The organism is Mucilaginibacter sp. SG564, from assembly GCF_013149275.1.
GTDB lineage: Bacteria > Bacteroidota > Bacteroidia > Sphingobacteriales > Sphingobacteriaceae > Mucilaginibacter.
In genome coordinates, this window is the sequence record NZ_JABGNA010000011.1 from 36,319 (window position 1) to 51,527 (window position 15,209).

Consider the following 15,209-nt stretch of genomic DNA (forward strand, 5'->3'; position numbering starts at 1 on the left):
GTTTAAAAAGTAACCTGCAGGCCTAAGTTGAGTGTTCGTACCTGGGGATATCCCCCGAAACTCACGCCATTACTGTTATCCTGCTCCGGATCAATCACCTTCAAATGATCCCAAAGCAATAAGTTGGTACCGTTCACAAAAAAGCGCGCATTACTTATCCCAAGCTTTTGGGAAAAGCTTTTAGGTATATTGTAACCTATTTCGGCCGATTTGAGTCGGAGGTAATTACCATTTGCCGCATACAGAGAATTGGTAACATAATTGTTGGTGTTCTTTACATCGATAACCGAAGGGTACTTGGCATTGGCATTATTTGCGCCCGGGATCCACCGGTTATCATAATATTCTTTAATAACATTATAATTACCAACCCCATCCATAAAGGCCCATACGGGTCGTCCTCCCAGAAAGAAGGTAGAGCGGGCGGCACCTGTAAAGAACACACTGATATCAAAGCTCTTATATCCCAGTGTTATACCAAAACCATACATAATTTCGGGATTACGGGCATAACCAAAGTAGGTTTGATCATCCGGAGTGATCTTACCATCACCATTAAGGTCCTTATATTTAATGTCACCTGGACGGATAACGGATTGTAGCTGCGTTTGGGACGGGCTATTGTCGATATCCTGCTGATCTTTGAATAACCCTACAGCGATATAACCATATGGCCGGTCGATACTCTGTCCACGTGAGTTCTGATAAGCCAATGGTTTTACCGGCGAATCGTCTTCAATTATTTTATTGCGGGCATAAGTAAAGTTAGCCTGGAATGCATAGTAAAATCCACCGGCTGTACGGTTTCTGATCTGTATATTACCGTCAATGCCTTTGTTGTTAACAATACCTAAGTTAGCGTAAGGAATATTATCTCCAAATCCTGCCGAACTGGGGATCTGCTGACGTTGAAGCAATATACCGGTACGGTGTTCGCGAAAGGCGTCAACCTGTAATACCACCTTGCCATTAAACATCTCCATATCCAAACCCAGATTGGCTTTGGTTGATGTTTCCCAACTAATATCTTCATTACCAATACGGCTTTCGGCAAATGCTCCTGTTGGGAAAGCCTGACTGGAACCAAAAGGATAATTGTCAGCATTTTTATTAATGGTGGTTTGAAACAGGAATCGCGAACCGCCGATCTGGTCGTTACCAACTTTTCCATATGATCCCCGGATCTTCAAGGAACTGACCACTTTCTTATTCCAAAACTTTTCATTGGATATGATCCACCCAAAAGCTCCTGATGGGAAAAACCCATACCGTTTACCCGGCGGAAAATTCTCTGAGCCGTTGTAACCACCGTTAAATTCAAGTAAATATCTGGAATCGTAATCATAGGTTACCCGACTTGCCAAACCTTGCCTGCGGAATGGAATATTATCAAGTGAACTGCCGGCAGTGAGGTTAATATACTCCCTCCTATTACCCAATAACAAGCCACTTACCGAGCTCCTACCAAATTTACGGTCATAATTAACCGATGCTTCGAGGTAAACCGCGCGATTAGCGGCGCTGCCATAATAAAACCCTAAAGCAGTCTCTGTTTGGATCAGTTTATACTGATCCTGTCCATTAGTATCCTTACCCAGGTACTGATACGTGCTGGGTATCTTGTGACGTACATTGTCCGTTTCATTGAAGTAGTCATAAGAAAACAAGCCATTAAGCGACAATCCCGGGGTAATAAGCGAAGATAAATCCCATTTTGTACCTAAAGAGCTTTGTAATGTGGTACGAAATTGTTTTTGATAGCCTTCCTGCGTTGTACGAGTGTACGGACTTTCTGATAGGAATGTACCTTTACCGGGGATAGAACCGTCGGGATTTTTAAAAGGATAACTGTTATTGGGTGTATAATTTAAGGCATCATAAATAACGCCTGCACTTGAGCCCGGATAATTACCATTTGATATAATACCGCCTACATTAAGCGCTATAGAGAAACTTTTAGATAGACTTACATCAACATTTGAACGGAAGTTGTAGCGTTTTACACTGGTATTTGTAGGGTATGGAATGGTAGGATCTTCTTTATATATACCGTCCTGGATGGTGTAGCCAACATTGGTGAAATATTTAAATGTTTGATTACCTCCCTGCAGGCTTAAATTGTTGATGGTTTGGATTGTATTCTTTTTTAAGGTGGCATCGATCCAATTAACATCCGGGTATAAAAACGGATCTGAATGATTTTTATATTTTTGCACCTCTTCTGGTGTAAAAAAAGCAGGTTTCCCTACATTGGCCATGGCTTCATTTGCCAATATCGCGTATTCATAACTATTGATAAAATCAGGCAGACGCAGGGCGGTCAGCATAGCCGTTTCTGTACGAAATGTCACCTTTGGCCTGCCTTCGGCGCCACGCTTTGTATTGATCAGAATAACACCATTGGCACCACGTATACCATACACCGCTGTAGCCGAAGCATCTTTTAACACCGAGAAACTTTCCACCTCCTGTATATTGAGATTATTCATATCCCGCTCAACCCCATCAACCAGTACCAGTGGTGCCCGCCCTCCGGATGTGGTACCAAACCCCCGGATATATACACTCGAAGCGTCATAACCAGGCTCGCCAGAACTCTGCCTCGTGATAATACCCGGCAACCGGCCTCCTATAGCATTGGATAGTGAAGGTGTTGAAACCTGCTGCAGATCGGAGATCTTTACGGTTGATACTGCTCCGGTAACTGATACCTTTTTCTGTGTACCAAAGCCCACAACTACTACATCATTTAACTTCCGGCCTATCTCATCCGGAACCAGCTTTATTCGCATGGTGCGGTGATTACCTACCCTAACATGTTGGGTCTTATAACCCACAAAGGTTACGGATATTGAGTCGTTTTCACTCGCAACTTCGATCAGAAATTTGCCGTATACGTCGGTAATTGTTCCTTTTGCACTACCTATTACTTTAACCGTGGCTCCGGGTAATATCTCGTCCTTTTCGTCAACAACAGTACCAGATAACACAAACGATGCAGGATTTGACGTTTTTGGCGCGCTATTTAGTTCGCCAAATGTAGACACCGTGGCGCTTACCTGGTTACATAAAGCACAAATAATAACAAGTAAAAAAAGCTTATAATTATTGTGCTTTGCATATCTAAAGCTCCCTTTTAGATTAATGTGGGTTTCAAGATCCAAAACCCCCGGTTTTGTAGAAATTCGCATAAATTAATAAAGTTTAGCATACGTGTATTATTTATTAATTACTCAAGATGATCGTTTAAAACACGTTCATCCACACTGCGTCATGCAGTCTTTGTTTATAGCTGTTTCAAGGTGGGTTTTCATCAAATTCTCTCATGCTTTTTGGTTTTTATGGTTTATCTATATAGTTACTCTGTTAAAGTGTCTTAAAAAAAATTTGTCTTTTATTTTTTTGAATACGTATTCAAAAAAATAAAAGACAAAAAAAATGACCAAGTCATTTTTTTTGTCTTACAGATGTTCGCACAACCAGGTGCCCTTTCATCATAATCACTTGCGGTTCTGAACTTTTATCGCTGATTTCTTTTAGCATTAACTCCACGGTACTATCAACCATGTCCTCCAAGGGTTGTTCCCAGGTTGTTAAAGAATAAGAAGGCCACTCAGACATCCTTATATTATCAAATCCGATGACCGATATATCGTCGGGTATTTTTAAGCCGATAACCCGTATAGCGTCCATTACACCAAGAGCTATGATATCATTACCACAAAAGATACAATCAATGTTCTTATTACGTGTTATCAATTCCTGGGCGGCTTTAAAACCGCTTTCATAGGTATAGTTGCCCGGTTCAATTACCAGGTTACTAATTCCCCTGTCATCAAGCACTTCTTTAAAGCCCTTCAATCTGTCGATAGTGGTTGACGTGTCTGAAGGGCCCGAAATAAAAGCAAACGACTTGTGGCCCATCTCCACAAGATATGTTGCTATCTGCTTGGCAGCAAGATAATTATCACAAAAAACAGCACTACTCTCCAGCTTTTCGGTATAACGGTTAAATAAAATTACCACAATGCCGTTCCTGTTAAATTTTTGTGAAGCTGATGAGGATAATAAAGCATCCGTAATAATCACGCCCTCAACATTATACTCTAACAATTGGGTTATCTCCTTTTCCTGGATCTCTTCGTTTTCTGAATTAATAAATATCAAATGATAACCCAGTGCTGCTAAACGGTTATGAAATATCTCTAAAACAGCTGAATAAAAAGGATTTCGGATATTTCGCATAACAATACCAATCATCATGGTTTTTCTGGTGATCAGGCTCCTGGCATGGGCATTGGGCTGATATTCTAATTTTTCTGCAGCATCTAATATTTTCTTTCGTTTTTTTTCGGACACATTGGTATTACCTGCAAAAACTCTCGAAACAGTAGACTGCGAAACGCCCGCTAGTTCCGCTACATCCTGAGAAGTGTAATTTTTTTTATTCAAACTTATAAGTGATTAATAAGAACCATAAACATACTGAATACGTATTCAATAATCAAATATAATTTTTTTCTTTAAAAAGAGATTAATTTATTTACTTTTTTTTCGCTTGATATCAGTATAGCGAATTACAAAAATTCGATTAGGATAAGAAAGGCATTCGGATTATAATTATGCACTTATTGAAGCTAATTTCTTCAAACCCTCCATAGAAGAGTTCGAAAACTGTAGTCGCAAGTCACTGAAGGAACATTCCATTATGGACGTTTCCTTTTTTAATGCCCATAAGAAAATGATAGCCAGACTGTAAAGGCATGCTTTTTGCCGAGTCCATATTAGACATGCGAACAAACCTTTAAGTGAGTTGCTAAAAGCCCGTTCGACTCTATATTAATATCCAATTCCATCGAAAACATTTCAAGTCTCACCAGTACTTAAACACAATTAGCGATAGAAGTTAGTTTCTTCAAGTCATCTATAAAAGGGTTCGGAAACTGCGATCAGACCATCACTTAAAGAGGCAACACTAATGTGTTGCCTCTTTAAGTGATAAAAATATACAGATCAAATAATTACAATATGAACGACCTAAAAGCATTTCATATTCATTATAAGTTAGCCTTTCCAATGTACCATGTCATAAGGATAATAAGGATTATCTTTATAGCTGCTATCATCAAGTCCCATTATTTTAGTTACGGCACCAGCCTCCCAGCACCAATACCCCCGGTATGCACGTTCTTTTTTATGAGCATCATACCATGGATCATCTTTATGCAGCTTGTACCAATTTTCCAAGTAAGTTTTCATGGCCTTTTCAGCCTGATCTTTAGGCAGTTTGGTTAATGAAAATATTTCACTATACAGATTTTTATAAATTACGTCATCCGGTATTTTTCCTGTAGTGGTTTTGGCGTTGATGATATACCAAAGCAAACCATCGGGTTTCCACTCTTCAAAACTTGATCCTTCATCAGCCTGTGCCACATAATTAACAACTTTTTTAAAATCTTCGTCCGGGATATTTAACAAATAACCTAAAGAGACCATATCGATCATATCGGCATAAAAGGCATCTGCATCCCAACCTATTCCATAGTATTCAGTAGCTTTTAAAAAATCATCATAACATTGGTTAATATTGTTATTCATAGAATAATTGATGTATACCAAATCAAGATACTCCATTGCAATTATCCAATGATTATAGGGCTTAAGCTTGCTCTCGCTTTGCAGTTTCGCGTTATCTTCCGAATACATTTCAAGATTACGCTGTTTCTTTTTGATCATTGAATCAAAAAAAGCCTCATCTTTAAACTGGGCCCTTATCGGCTTCGCGGTTTCGGCCTTAGAATTTCCAAATATGCTGTTAAAAAAACCCATTTTTATATATTAATTATGTTTAAAACCAACTTGCAATTGTTTTACCCAGGCCACTACCGGCGATCCCCCCTATCACCCCTCCAACTATTCCTCCTACAACCGTGCCAACACCAGGACAAATAGCGGTACCTATAATGGCACCCAACTCCGCTCCTGCGATTCCACCGGCCAGCCCGCCGGCAGCACCGCCAACAGCCTCTTTTGTTTTTTCGCCAAAGCCCCCCTCTTCTTCGTAAGCCGAATATATGTTATAAGCATCAATAGCAACACCAACAACAATAAGGCCACGGCCGGCCACTTTCCCAGCAACACTTAAAGCAGGTGACCTTGCTATTGCCTGGCTCGCTTTAAATAAACCATCGTTAGCTCCTGTAGCGTATTTACTGCTACGCACCGCCTGGGAGAAATTTGACTCTGAAAGTGCTGTTAAAGCTTTTGAATTGCGCAGAGATGAGCGGACACTATTCATCATATTGCCTGCCCTTGAAGTTTGAATCTCCAATGCCTCGCTTTGTCCTCTGGTAGCCTTAAACCCCCTGTCATTCATGGTTTCTGACGTCATGGTACCATCGGGTTTTACTTTAGTGACCTCTCGCGTAAGCGTACCATTATTATTAGCCCTTGCAAATGCCTCTTCATCAGCAGGGTTAATAGCCCCATTATTATCAATATGGTTTCTTGTCCAACGGGCGCTTAACTCACGCCCATTATTGGTATTGGCAATGGTGGCGGTATTATATTTGGTATCGGTTATTTTAAGTTCATCGCCTTTGGCATAGGCACCGTCTATACCAGAAGCAGTGGGCTTATCAATGTTTATTAGCGGGTGTTCGCTCCTAACATCTCGGTATCCTTGCTGCCTGTGATAAACATTATCTTTCATTTCGCCATAATTGCCCTGCCGCCGGTAATCGCTTGGACTGTTTGGCCGCACCAGGCTCAATTTACCGTTTTCCACGTCGTAAATAGTGCCTCGTTGTAATATATCTAAAGTATTGGTATAATCTCCATAAGTAAATACGCCAGCCCCCAATCCGGTTAGGGCTCCGTTACTGCTTCCACTGGGGGCATTAAAATCTACTTTTATTTTACCTCCTTTTTTGCAAAGCAAATTAGCGTCTTCAAATAATAGTTTATAACCATTTACCTTTACGCCCTTATTTGTTTTATCCCAGTAGATAGGTTCAAACTGACAAGGGCCACCCGTAGCTGAGCACCTACCCATTGGCTGAATATTTTCACCGGGGATCATGTCCATTTCACTGGCCAAATACTCACCATATATTTTGGTATTGTTATGATGGGTAACCTTCAGCCTGCACGGGCTTGAACCCTTATCGCAGGTAAGGCAGCTATTATCCGGAATATATTTCTTTGACATCTTATATAACTTTAAGGCGGTGTAACACTTCCTTTATATTATACCATTAACATACTATTCTTAAAAATGCTGGCTTTTTTACCATTTGATTCGGGCAGTTCAGATTGCTCTATCCGCTTGCACTGATGTGCGTTTACCACAGTATAAAAAGATGGTACATGTAACTGTAAATACAGATCAGCGCTTTGCAATACGTTATTTTTAAACAGGTAGATCTCCTCCATTTCGGTTTGCAGATCAACCTTTAGATCATAAGTATTGGTAAGATCTTTCATCATTCGTACAAAAGCTTTCCGGTCAAATTTTTCGTCATCGATTTTTGCGTCATTGGTTATTTTTACCCAATCGCCGGTCTGCTCGTTGTTAGCGTGAATGATCAGCGGCAGATCAACCGGGCCAAAAAAGCCCTTGAGCAATAAGGGATATTTTTCGGTTATTTCTAACGCTCTGTAAAAGGGTTGAAAAAAACAGCGATAATGGCTATAGCCCATAAAACTTTGTAAAAAACGTTTGGGATCCTGTAGTAATTTTTCGGTTTCGGAGAGCATCACATGAATACCTTCATGGTTTTGGTATTTATTGGCAATTTTTACCCGATAACCGTTATTCCATCGGGTTATAAAATGGTTAAAGTTATTAATGCCAATAAATTTTCCCTCAAGATCGGTAATAACCTGTATCGGCAATTGCAGCCATTCCATATCGCCGGCCCATTCGTGGATGAGCGCCGATCCCTCCATGTCCTGATCAAGTAAGGAATACTCAAAAACCCGTTGTTTTTCGTCCTGACTTATCAACTTTATTTGTACCCATCTGTCCTGTACAAACTCCAATACTTTTGTACCGGTAATGGTACGACTGGATGACGTAACCTGATACCAGGCACTTTCAAAATCGGTTCCAAATGATAGTTTCATGATTAGGATTGATTAATTTCAACATCAGCCGCGATGATATGTGCCAAACTGCCTCCATCGATATTCATTTTATCAACCGAACTTATCTCCGCTGTTTTACCCGAGGCCGAAATTTTTCCTGATGGAGCATCCATGGTCACATCTTTTGCCGTGGCAGATAGTTTTACACTTTCTGTTTCACTGGTAAACGAAATATCCTTTTTTGCATTGGTGGTTATCCCTTCATCCTGTGCAGTAACACCGATTGACTTTTTGGCTGTCATGTTGATTACGCCATCCCCTCCACCTTCTTTAGCAGGGGCGGCCGTTATATTTATACTATTACCCGCATTTATATTAATATCTTTTGATACCAGGGTGATGGTATTTGGCGCAGAAATAGTTACCGTTCCATCACCATTGAGCGTAACCACATTACCACTCGGATCTTTGACATTAACACTGCCGTTACTATCATCCAATATTACCGTATTACCGCTTCTAGTCGTGAGCGCCTTAACTTTATTATTCTGGTTACCGCCGCTGCCCGTTTTGCCGCTGAACATGCTACCTATAATAATAGGCCGGGCTATATTGCCCTCTTCAAACGCAACTAAAACCTGATCGCCAACCTCAGGAATAAAAACAAACCCGCGATTCTTGCTTACTTTATCAGAACTGCCTGCATCCGGTGCAACTACCCTTAACCATTCTGTAACATCATTGGATTGGCATTGCCATTTAAATTTCACCTTAATACGTCCATGTCCGTCGGGATCCGCGTTGTCAACCACATCAGCCAGTTGCATATCCGGATTAGGCTTAACGGCTTCATTCACCGGCAGGCGTTCTGTATCAGCGGTTACGCCTTCAAAAGTATTCTGATAATGGCCTACACCGTCTATCTGGTGATAAACTGCCGTAACCAGGAATTTTCCGAAATCCTGCAATTCAAAACTGGTAGCACCCCGCATACTTGTACTCACATTCAGCACTTTTCCCAATCCTACCTGTGGATTATCGCCATTGCCTATAATATTTACCAATTCAGCTATCTGCGCCTTTTGCTCATTATTTACAAAATCACTTATTTCTTTTTGCGAATTCACACGCACCTCCATTGGCCCATTAAAAACCTTGCTAAATACTTTATTAGAAGCATCTATCGCATGTGACACATCCGGATTGCCACCTGCCGCCCCTTGCGGTTCGGCTTTAAGCAACTCGTCTTGTTTGGGATTATAAGCAAACTTATTTTGTTTAAGAGGAGCTATCTGCATAGCGTACTGCAGGCTATGGAGGTCGCGGCCATAGATCAGGCTTACTTCATCAAGCTTATCTGGCTTTCCAAAATTTAGTTTTTGCCCATCATAGTAAAACCATTCATAATACTCAGCCGACAGTCGATTGATAAAGTCATAATCACTTTCGCGGTATTGGATGATATAATCAATTGGAGAAGTATTAGTTGGTTTAATATTGAATTTCAGATCATTTTGAGGTGCATCCTGCGTAGCCAGTTGAATGATGGTTTTAAGATCCTTATTCAGGTATGAACCCAGATCAGGCCCTCGGTCTATCAGTATACCCGGACTAAAGCCGCTAATTAATATATCTCCATGAAAACCATGACTTTGTGATAGCTCTACTTTGGTTACGATCCCGCTAAATATATTTTCGCTACCACTGGCTACCCCAAATTGTACCGTTATGTTTTTACCGATAAAATCTTTAGAGTTTTGCAATGTTACCTGGTTATACTCTTCAACCTGATCATGGTTAAAGCGTAACTGAAAAGTGTGGTGCTCGTTAAAACGCTGATCAAGGTTAAACGTTGAAAAATGCGTTATTGGAGTGCCTTCTATGTTGATATCAACTATTAATTTCTTTTCCATAATTCAGTAGATGATCCCTAGCCTTTGAGTGGCCAAGGGCAGAAATAACTTATAACTTTATACTGGCCCTTTATCTTCCCAAACACAAAACCGTATGAAGTTTCTTTACCGTTTTTTTGTTCATATTGCTGTTGCAGTTCATACAGCTTACTACCTTTGTCAGTTGCTTTTTTTAAGGTGTTGTAATAGTTATCTTGAGTAGCCGGATCAATTTCAGACAGATCGTCTTCTTTACTTAGAGGTATTAACCGCAAGGCATCTTTACTAAAAATAGCTCCTTCGTATATCGGATACTCGGTAGCACTAATTAGTCCTTCTGCAGGATTTATAGTAGTAGCCTTCATATCTTCAGCAGTCCATTGAGGAAGGGTTTGCAACGGAAAGCAGCACATCATTTTCAGCTGTATTTTGTCATGTTTTTTTGCCGCTTCTTTAAATTTTTTTAAAAACGCTCTAAACTGCTGTTCATCATTATTGTTAACAGGAATATCAATTTGAGCCATCTTACCGACCTGTTGTACACGAGAAGTACTAACTGCTGCTTTATTTTGCACGGGCGTATTACCCTTGCAACCCATATGTATGCAAGTCAGCAAAATAAGCTGAAAAAGCAAAATATATGTGGTCTTTTTCATCATGATCAACTTCTTGGTATACTGATAATGGCCCTGTCTTCCATTCTTTTTAAAATTACCGCAGCTCCTAATTGTTTGGATACAGCGTTGACATCAAAAACACGATCCTTTACATACTTACCTTTGGTATAATGGTTAGAAAAGCTCCAGAGGTATGGTGTATGTATTCCCTTACCGGCATAACCAAAGCCGTTATAACCTTCTAGTTTTTGTAATATAAAAGGCAGGCTCCAGTTATTTACCTTATCGTATTTCATGAGCTTAAGGGCGTCAACCGCACTTTCCTCAAAGGTAAAAGGCGGCCCGTGCCCAACCTTTGGCCTGTTGGCGGGCACCTGCACTGTGTAACCCGTTAAAGGATCGCCATTGTGTAAATGTTTTTTAAAACTGAAGGAGCATTCCAGATAATGTACACAAGCAATAAAATACCATGGGATAGAAGAGCCTCCACCAAAAAAATTAACCGGTGAATAAACATCGCCACCAAGTAAAGTAGCACTATTAAAAAAATTATTGCCCAACATAGTATTCGTTTGTGGCTGTGGTGCTACATTCAATAAACTATTTTGTTGTGATGCACCAATCGTTGGCAAATTAAGCGAGCCCGCACTAAACCTGTCAAAAAAAGAAGTATAACTGGAAGCAAATAAATTTCTGTTTGCGGGCGGAAACAACATACCATTGCCTAAGCGAACCAAGCTTGAAATGTTTTCATACCGGTTACGGTTTACAGTTACATTTTCATCAATCACTTTATCAACCTGGGCAACCTTTTCTTTGTTGATTACACAGGTGTTAAAAAGCAACAGATATTCCATAGCCGTTGGAATAGAGGTCTTTTTTACCTTTTTTTTAGTGGTAGGTACAGGGGCACGCGTTATTCTTTTCTTCTTTTTCATAGGTGTATCAAAGAAATAAATAAGAACAAACTAAAAAAATACGGAGAAAATACATTTACTTACTTTCTCCGTATTTTCAGTTTATATAAACGACGGCTTATTTAGGCCAATCGTTTTCGTGCTGGGCATTACCCATTTTTAATTTGCGTGCCGATATCACAAAGCTTAATGACATAGGATTGTTGCCAATGATCGATATACCTTCATTATATTGGATGATATAACCTTCCTCAAAGTTCAACTCCTTCATTTTGGCGTCTTCATCTGATTTTTTGAAGGTAATAGTCCCATTGACGGGTTTGTATTGATTATTAACCATTGATTCGATAACCGATGTATCCTCAGTTGATTCAACCTCAACTTGTATGGTGCCACCGTAAACACCAGATGACGGACGGCCTTTCGCGTCCACATCCCTGTTTAATGAAAAGCTGCATTGCAGCACATCAAACTCCTTTGATCCGAGGGTAATTCTTGCTTTGAAAGCCATTGTTCTAAAAATTTTAAATTAAAAAATAACAAGGTGCACATAAGCACCAGTACAATTTGGTCAAAAAAAATTAAATAATTTAATTTTTGCCCGGCCAGTCATTTACATGCTCTGCACTGCCTAATTTAAGCTTGCGCGCAGAGATTACAAATTTGAGGCTCATTGGAGTAGATCCAGTAATGTCAATCCCTTCAGAATACTTTACAATGTAACCATCTTCAAAAGAAAGCTCTTTCATTTTAGCGTCTTCTTCAGATTTTTTGATCAGCAAAGTACCCGCAATAGGTTTGTACTGGTTGTTTACCATCGACTCGATGATGGAAGTGTCTTCGGTTGATTCGATCTCGATATCGATCGTACCACCATAAACGCCAGAGGAAGGGCGTCCTTTTGAATCAACATCGCGGTTAAGCGCATACGAGCAAGTAAGTACATCGTAATCCTTGCCCGAAAAATTTAATCTTGCTTTGAAAGCCATAACGATAAATTTTAAAGGTTAATAATTTAAAAAAATACAGTTTTTCTGTATCCTTTATAACTACAAATAAGAATTATTATTGTTTTGGTAAATATTATTTTTTTATCAAATAAGCTTTAACCCAAATGAATATAATTTTTGGAGCCATTTTTTGCTGTATTCATTTTGCAGAGAGTACAAATGCCCTATTGTGCTGGTATGCACAGGTTTTATCTGACGTTTTTCAAGAATTCCTTTTTTGATAGCCAGGTATGTAGGGTGCTGATTTTTTTGCCAGTCGTCCCAGGCTGGTTCATCCAGTATAGATATTATTCTGGCAGATTTTCCACTAAAGTTAATATCCATACGCCCGGCAGAACTGATAAATACTTGGTCGGGCATAAATATGCGGTCAAAAAAACCTTTGATACGGGTATTAATGGAATCTTTATAAACCGGGCAAAAAATAGCGATGTGGGTTGCCCATTTTAACATATTGATGGATTGCAGCAGATCGGGCTCCGTAACGGTATTGGGAACAGCAAACTGTTTATTGGGATTAAACTTTAAGTCGGCTATCACCAGCTCTCTTACAACACTCTGGGCGGCTTCTGCCCCATCTTTATAAGCGCCGATCAACGCGGCCGTGTTCTCTCCTTTATTAATATCTGCGTTAATGATCAATAGTTGCCTCATTGGCTACAAACATAGCCAGTATTTAACAATAAATAAAGCTAACCGCGAACTTAAATTAACATCAAACAAAAGAGCCATTTAACAAATGCTAAATGGCTTTTTTGCAGTTATTATTTATTATCTATTGTTGCTTATATTCGGTATCCCAGGTAGTACTGTCATCATCACCTTTCTGACCATCAAGTTTCACAACGAAACTTTTTGCCGGAAAATAAGGGATAATATTGATATCCAAATGAATGCGATCTTTCTGTTGTTCATCGCGTTCAAAACGAATGATTTTAAAACGTTCGATCAACCTGTCGGGACCTTGAATATTATCAAGGAATTTTACGATCTGTGAGCGCAGATCCTGCTCGGTTTTTGAGTTCCAGTTTTCAAAAGCACGACGGTTCAAAAAGTCAAACAATACTTTAGTGATATAGTCAAATACACGAACCACAGAGTATGTCTGAAGGCCGATATTATCACCATTAAACAATGTTTTGGCCGAAAATGCCATCACCTTACCATACTCATTAACCATAGGCACTAAACCTACACGCTCCAGGTGCGATATTTCACTTTTCTTCAAATCAAAGCGCACACCGTCAACCTCATTTACCGCTCCATGTTTTTTACCGGCAGTAACCTGCGACATAAGTGTGTAATACATTTTACCGGCCAATGCTGCAGAGCCTGGCACATAAAGATCATCCACCTCACCAGCTTCTGATACCTTGCCCCTGCCTACCAGCCAATTACAGGTCATGATGGTATTCGACTTAAAGGCATCGCCACCAGTTAAATTGGCGGCGGTAAACAAATCCAATACATCATCCGGCTGTTCCAGATCGGCAAAATCGGTAACCAGCATTACCTTATTATCATAAGCTATTTTTGACCACCGCTCCACAACTTTATTGGAACCGAGATAGCCTGGAATAACCAGAATGGAATAATTTTGGCGCAGATCCAATCGATCGTAATTTTGTTTTAACTCGTTGGCGGTAAACTCAATAAACCTTGGGTTATCTAATTCCTTCAACTGATCAAGCGAGGCATTCATCACCACAACATTTTTCAACTTGTCGGCCTCTGTATTTTTATAAAACAAATGAACCGAACGATATGCCTGCTCCAGCTCGCGTGTAGCTTGTAGCGTGTTCAGCAGATTTTTGTTTAAATTCTCTTCGGTGCTTTGCAGGTTTTCAGTGCTTTTCTCAACAATATCACTTACCGAATCGCCATTTTCCAAAGCATCAATCCACTGATTAAGTTTTAATTTTAATTCCTCACGCTCTGTTTTCTTTTCATCGTCGGTTAAAAATATTTGTTTACGGGCTTTGCGTCCGGGATTAAGGTTCTGTAAGCCTTCAATAGCGGATTCGAGCAAGTCGAACCCACCTACACGTGAAAGTTTATCAAGACTTGATGATAACGATAGCTCCTCTTTCTCTTTAGGTTTATAAACCTGACCAGATGACTGATCATTAAGTATCTGCTCATTAGGTGTTGCCATGATCGTATTTTTATTTGTTTAGGTTATTATTGCTCCAACTCTTTAACTATACCTTTCAGCGCGTCAATAAATGCCTGTTTGGTTTCGGCACTATCAAGGGTTGTTTTTAATGTTTTATTTGTTTTTAACTGCTTAATGATATTCTGATACATTTCGCGCTGAATATTGAGCTTACGCAGATAATTACTTTGCTGAACCAATCTTTTCGGGGCAAAATCGCCCAGGTTGGCAAAATGAAAAGTCTCATTAATACTTGATCCATCCGTCTTTTCAAGGGCCACATTAACCTTGGGCTTGTAATGACCAAATACTTCCTCCACATTTTTCAGCCCTTCCACTTTTTCGGGCCTAAGCGGTTCATTATCTGTAAGTTTTTGGATAAATAATGTTTTATTGGGAGCTATATCATTAAATGCTTCTGAGGTATCGACTTTCTTCTCGTTTCCTCCTATTTCGTAGTTAAACATAATTTCTTAATTAAATGATAAGTATAGAATTGTAAATATTAATAATGTAATTACTCGCAA

Annotated in this window: 13 protein-coding genes; all 13 read right to left on the reverse strand. The window is 39.7% G+C overall.

Annotation, left to right across the window (positions count from 1 at the left end; genetic code table 11):
* Window positions 1-2: 2 nt before the first annotated feature.
* Entirely contained in the window at window positions 3-3,191 is a 3,189-nt protein-coding gene (locus tag FHW89_RS22615) for a TonB-dependent receptor (protein ID WP_172337329.1), read from the reverse strand.
* A 256-nt stretch (window positions 3,192-3,447) separates the two neighbouring features.
* On the reverse strand, window positions 3,448-4,452 hold the full coding sequence (locus FHW89_RS22620) for a LacI family DNA-binding transcriptional regulator (protein ID WP_172337330.1): 1,005 nt from the start codon (window positions 4,450-4,452) through the stop codon (window positions 3,448-3,450).
* 612 nt (window positions 4,453-5,064) lie between these two features.
* Window positions 5,065-5,832 (reverse strand): PoNe immunity protein domain-containing protein, encoded by a 768-nt coding sequence (locus tag FHW89_RS22625; protein ID WP_172337331.1) that lies wholly within the window; start codon window positions 5,830-5,832, stop codon window positions 5,065-5,067.
* Between the two features lie 19 nt (window positions 5,833-5,851).
* Window positions 5,852-7,213 (reverse strand): PAAR-like protein, encoded by a 1,362-nt coding sequence (locus tag FHW89_RS22630; RefSeq protein WP_172337332.1) that lies wholly within the window; start codon window positions 7,211-7,213, stop codon window positions 5,852-5,854.
* A gap of 38 nt (window positions 7,214-7,251) precedes the next feature.
* Window positions 7,252-8,130 carry a hypothetical protein gene (locus tag FHW89_RS22635; RefSeq protein ID WP_172337333.1) on the reverse strand — a complete coding sequence of 293 codons (879 nt, stop codon included), beginning with the start codon at window positions 8,128-8,130 and terminating at the stop codon, window positions 7,252-7,254.
* Window positions 8,131-8,132: 2 nt separating this feature from the next.
* Complete coding sequence (locus FHW89_RS22640) at window positions 8,133-10,004, reverse strand: type VI secretion system Vgr family protein (RefSeq protein WP_172337334.1); 1,872 nt, start codon at window positions 10,002-10,004, stop codon at window positions 8,133-8,135.
* Between the two features lie 17 nt (window positions 10,005-10,021).
* Window positions 10,022-10,642, reverse strand: a complete 621-nt coding sequence (locus tag FHW89_RS22645) for a hypothetical protein (RefSeq protein WP_172337335.1) — start codon at window positions 10,640-10,642, stop codon at window positions 10,022-10,024.
* Window positions 10,643-10,644: 2 nt separating this feature from the next.
* Complete coding sequence (locus FHW89_RS22650) at window positions 10,645-11,538, reverse strand: hypothetical protein (protein ID WP_172337336.1); 894 nt, start codon at window positions 11,536-11,538, stop codon at window positions 10,645-10,647.
* A 97-nt stretch (window positions 11,539-11,635) separates the two neighbouring features.
* A complete protein-coding gene (gene tssD, locus FHW89_RS22655) occupies window positions 11,636-12,028 on the reverse strand; it encodes a type VI secretion system tube protein TssD (RefSeq protein ID WP_172337337.1) in 393 nt (130 codons plus the stop codon).
* 79 nt (window positions 12,029-12,107) lie between these two features.
* On the reverse strand, window positions 12,108-12,506 hold the full coding sequence (gene tssD / locus FHW89_RS22660; protein WP_076376521.1) for a type VI secretion system tube protein TssD: 399 nt from the start codon (window positions 12,504-12,506) through the stop codon (window positions 12,108-12,110).
* Window positions 12,507-12,611: 105 nt separating this feature from the next.
* Window positions 12,612-13,181 carry an NAD(P)H-dependent oxidoreductase gene (locus tag FHW89_RS22665; protein ID WP_172337338.1) on the reverse strand — a complete coding sequence of 190 codons (570 nt, stop codon included), beginning with the start codon at window positions 13,179-13,181 and terminating at the stop codon, window positions 12,612-12,614.
* Window positions 13,182-13,302: 121 nt separating this feature from the next.
* The gene (locus tag FHW89_RS22670; protein WP_172337339.1) at window positions 13,303-14,682 is read right to left on the reverse strand and encodes a DUF5458 family protein; all 1,380 of its coding nucleotides are present in this window, start codon (window positions 14,680-14,682) and stop codon (window positions 13,303-13,305) included.
* Between the two features lie 26 nt (window positions 14,683-14,708).
* On the reverse strand, window positions 14,709-15,149 hold the full coding sequence (locus FHW89_RS22675) for a type VI secretion system contractile sheath small subunit (RefSeq protein WP_172337340.1): 441 nt from the start codon (window positions 15,147-15,149) through the stop codon (window positions 14,709-14,711).
* Between the last annotated feature and the right edge of the window lie 60 nt (window positions 15,150-15,209).

What these genes read in the sequence shown, in the direction of transcription:
- tssD (WP_076376521.1), bottom strand. Translation starts at nt 12,506, where the DNA reads ATGGCTTTCAAAGCAAGATTAAATTTTTCGGGCAAGGATTACGATGTA.
- FHW89_RS22675 (WP_172337340.1), bottom strand. Translation starts at nt 15,149, where the DNA reads ATGTTTAACTACGAAATAGGAGGAAACGAGAAGAAAGTCGATACCTCA.
- FHW89_RS22635 (WP_172337333.1), bottom strand. Translation starts at nt 8,130, where the DNA reads ATGAAACTATCATTTGGAACCGATTTTGAAAGTGCCTGGTATCAGGTT.
- FHW89_RS22665 (WP_172337338.1), bottom strand. Translation starts at nt 13,181, where the DNA reads ATGAGGCAACTATTGATCATTAACGCAGATATTAATAAAGGAGAGAAC.
- FHW89_RS22670 (WP_172337339.1), bottom strand. Translation starts at nt 14,682, where the DNA reads ATGGCAACACCTAATGAGCAGATACTTAATGATCAGTCATCTGGTCAG.
- tssD (WP_172337337.1), bottom strand. Translation starts at nt 12,028, where the DNA reads ATGGCTTTCAAAGCAAGAATTACCCTCGGATCAAAGGAGTTTGATGTG.
- FHW89_RS22615 (WP_172337329.1), bottom strand. Translation starts at nt 3,191, where the DNA reads ATGCGAATTTCTACAAAACCGGGGGTTTTGGATCTTGAAACCCACATT.
- FHW89_RS22630 (WP_172337332.1), bottom strand. Translation starts at nt 7,213, where the DNA reads ATGTCAAAGAAATATATTCCGGATAATAGCTGCCTTACCTGCGATAAG.
- FHW89_RS22640 (WP_172337334.1), bottom strand. Translation starts at nt 10,004, where the DNA reads ATGGAAAAGAAATTAATAGTTGATATCAACATAGAAGGCACTCCAATA.
- FHW89_RS22625 (WP_172337331.1), bottom strand. Translation starts at nt 5,832, where the DNA reads ATGGGTTTTTTTAACAGCATATTTGGAAATTCTAAGGCCGAAACCGCG.
- FHW89_RS22650 (WP_172337336.1), bottom strand. Translation starts at nt 11,538, where the DNA reads ATGAAAAAGAAGAAAAGAATAACGCGTGCCCCTGTACCTACCACTAAA.
- FHW89_RS22645 (WP_172337335.1), bottom strand. Translation starts at nt 10,642, where the DNA reads ATGATGAAAAAGACCACATATATTTTGCTTTTTCAGCTTATTTTGCTG.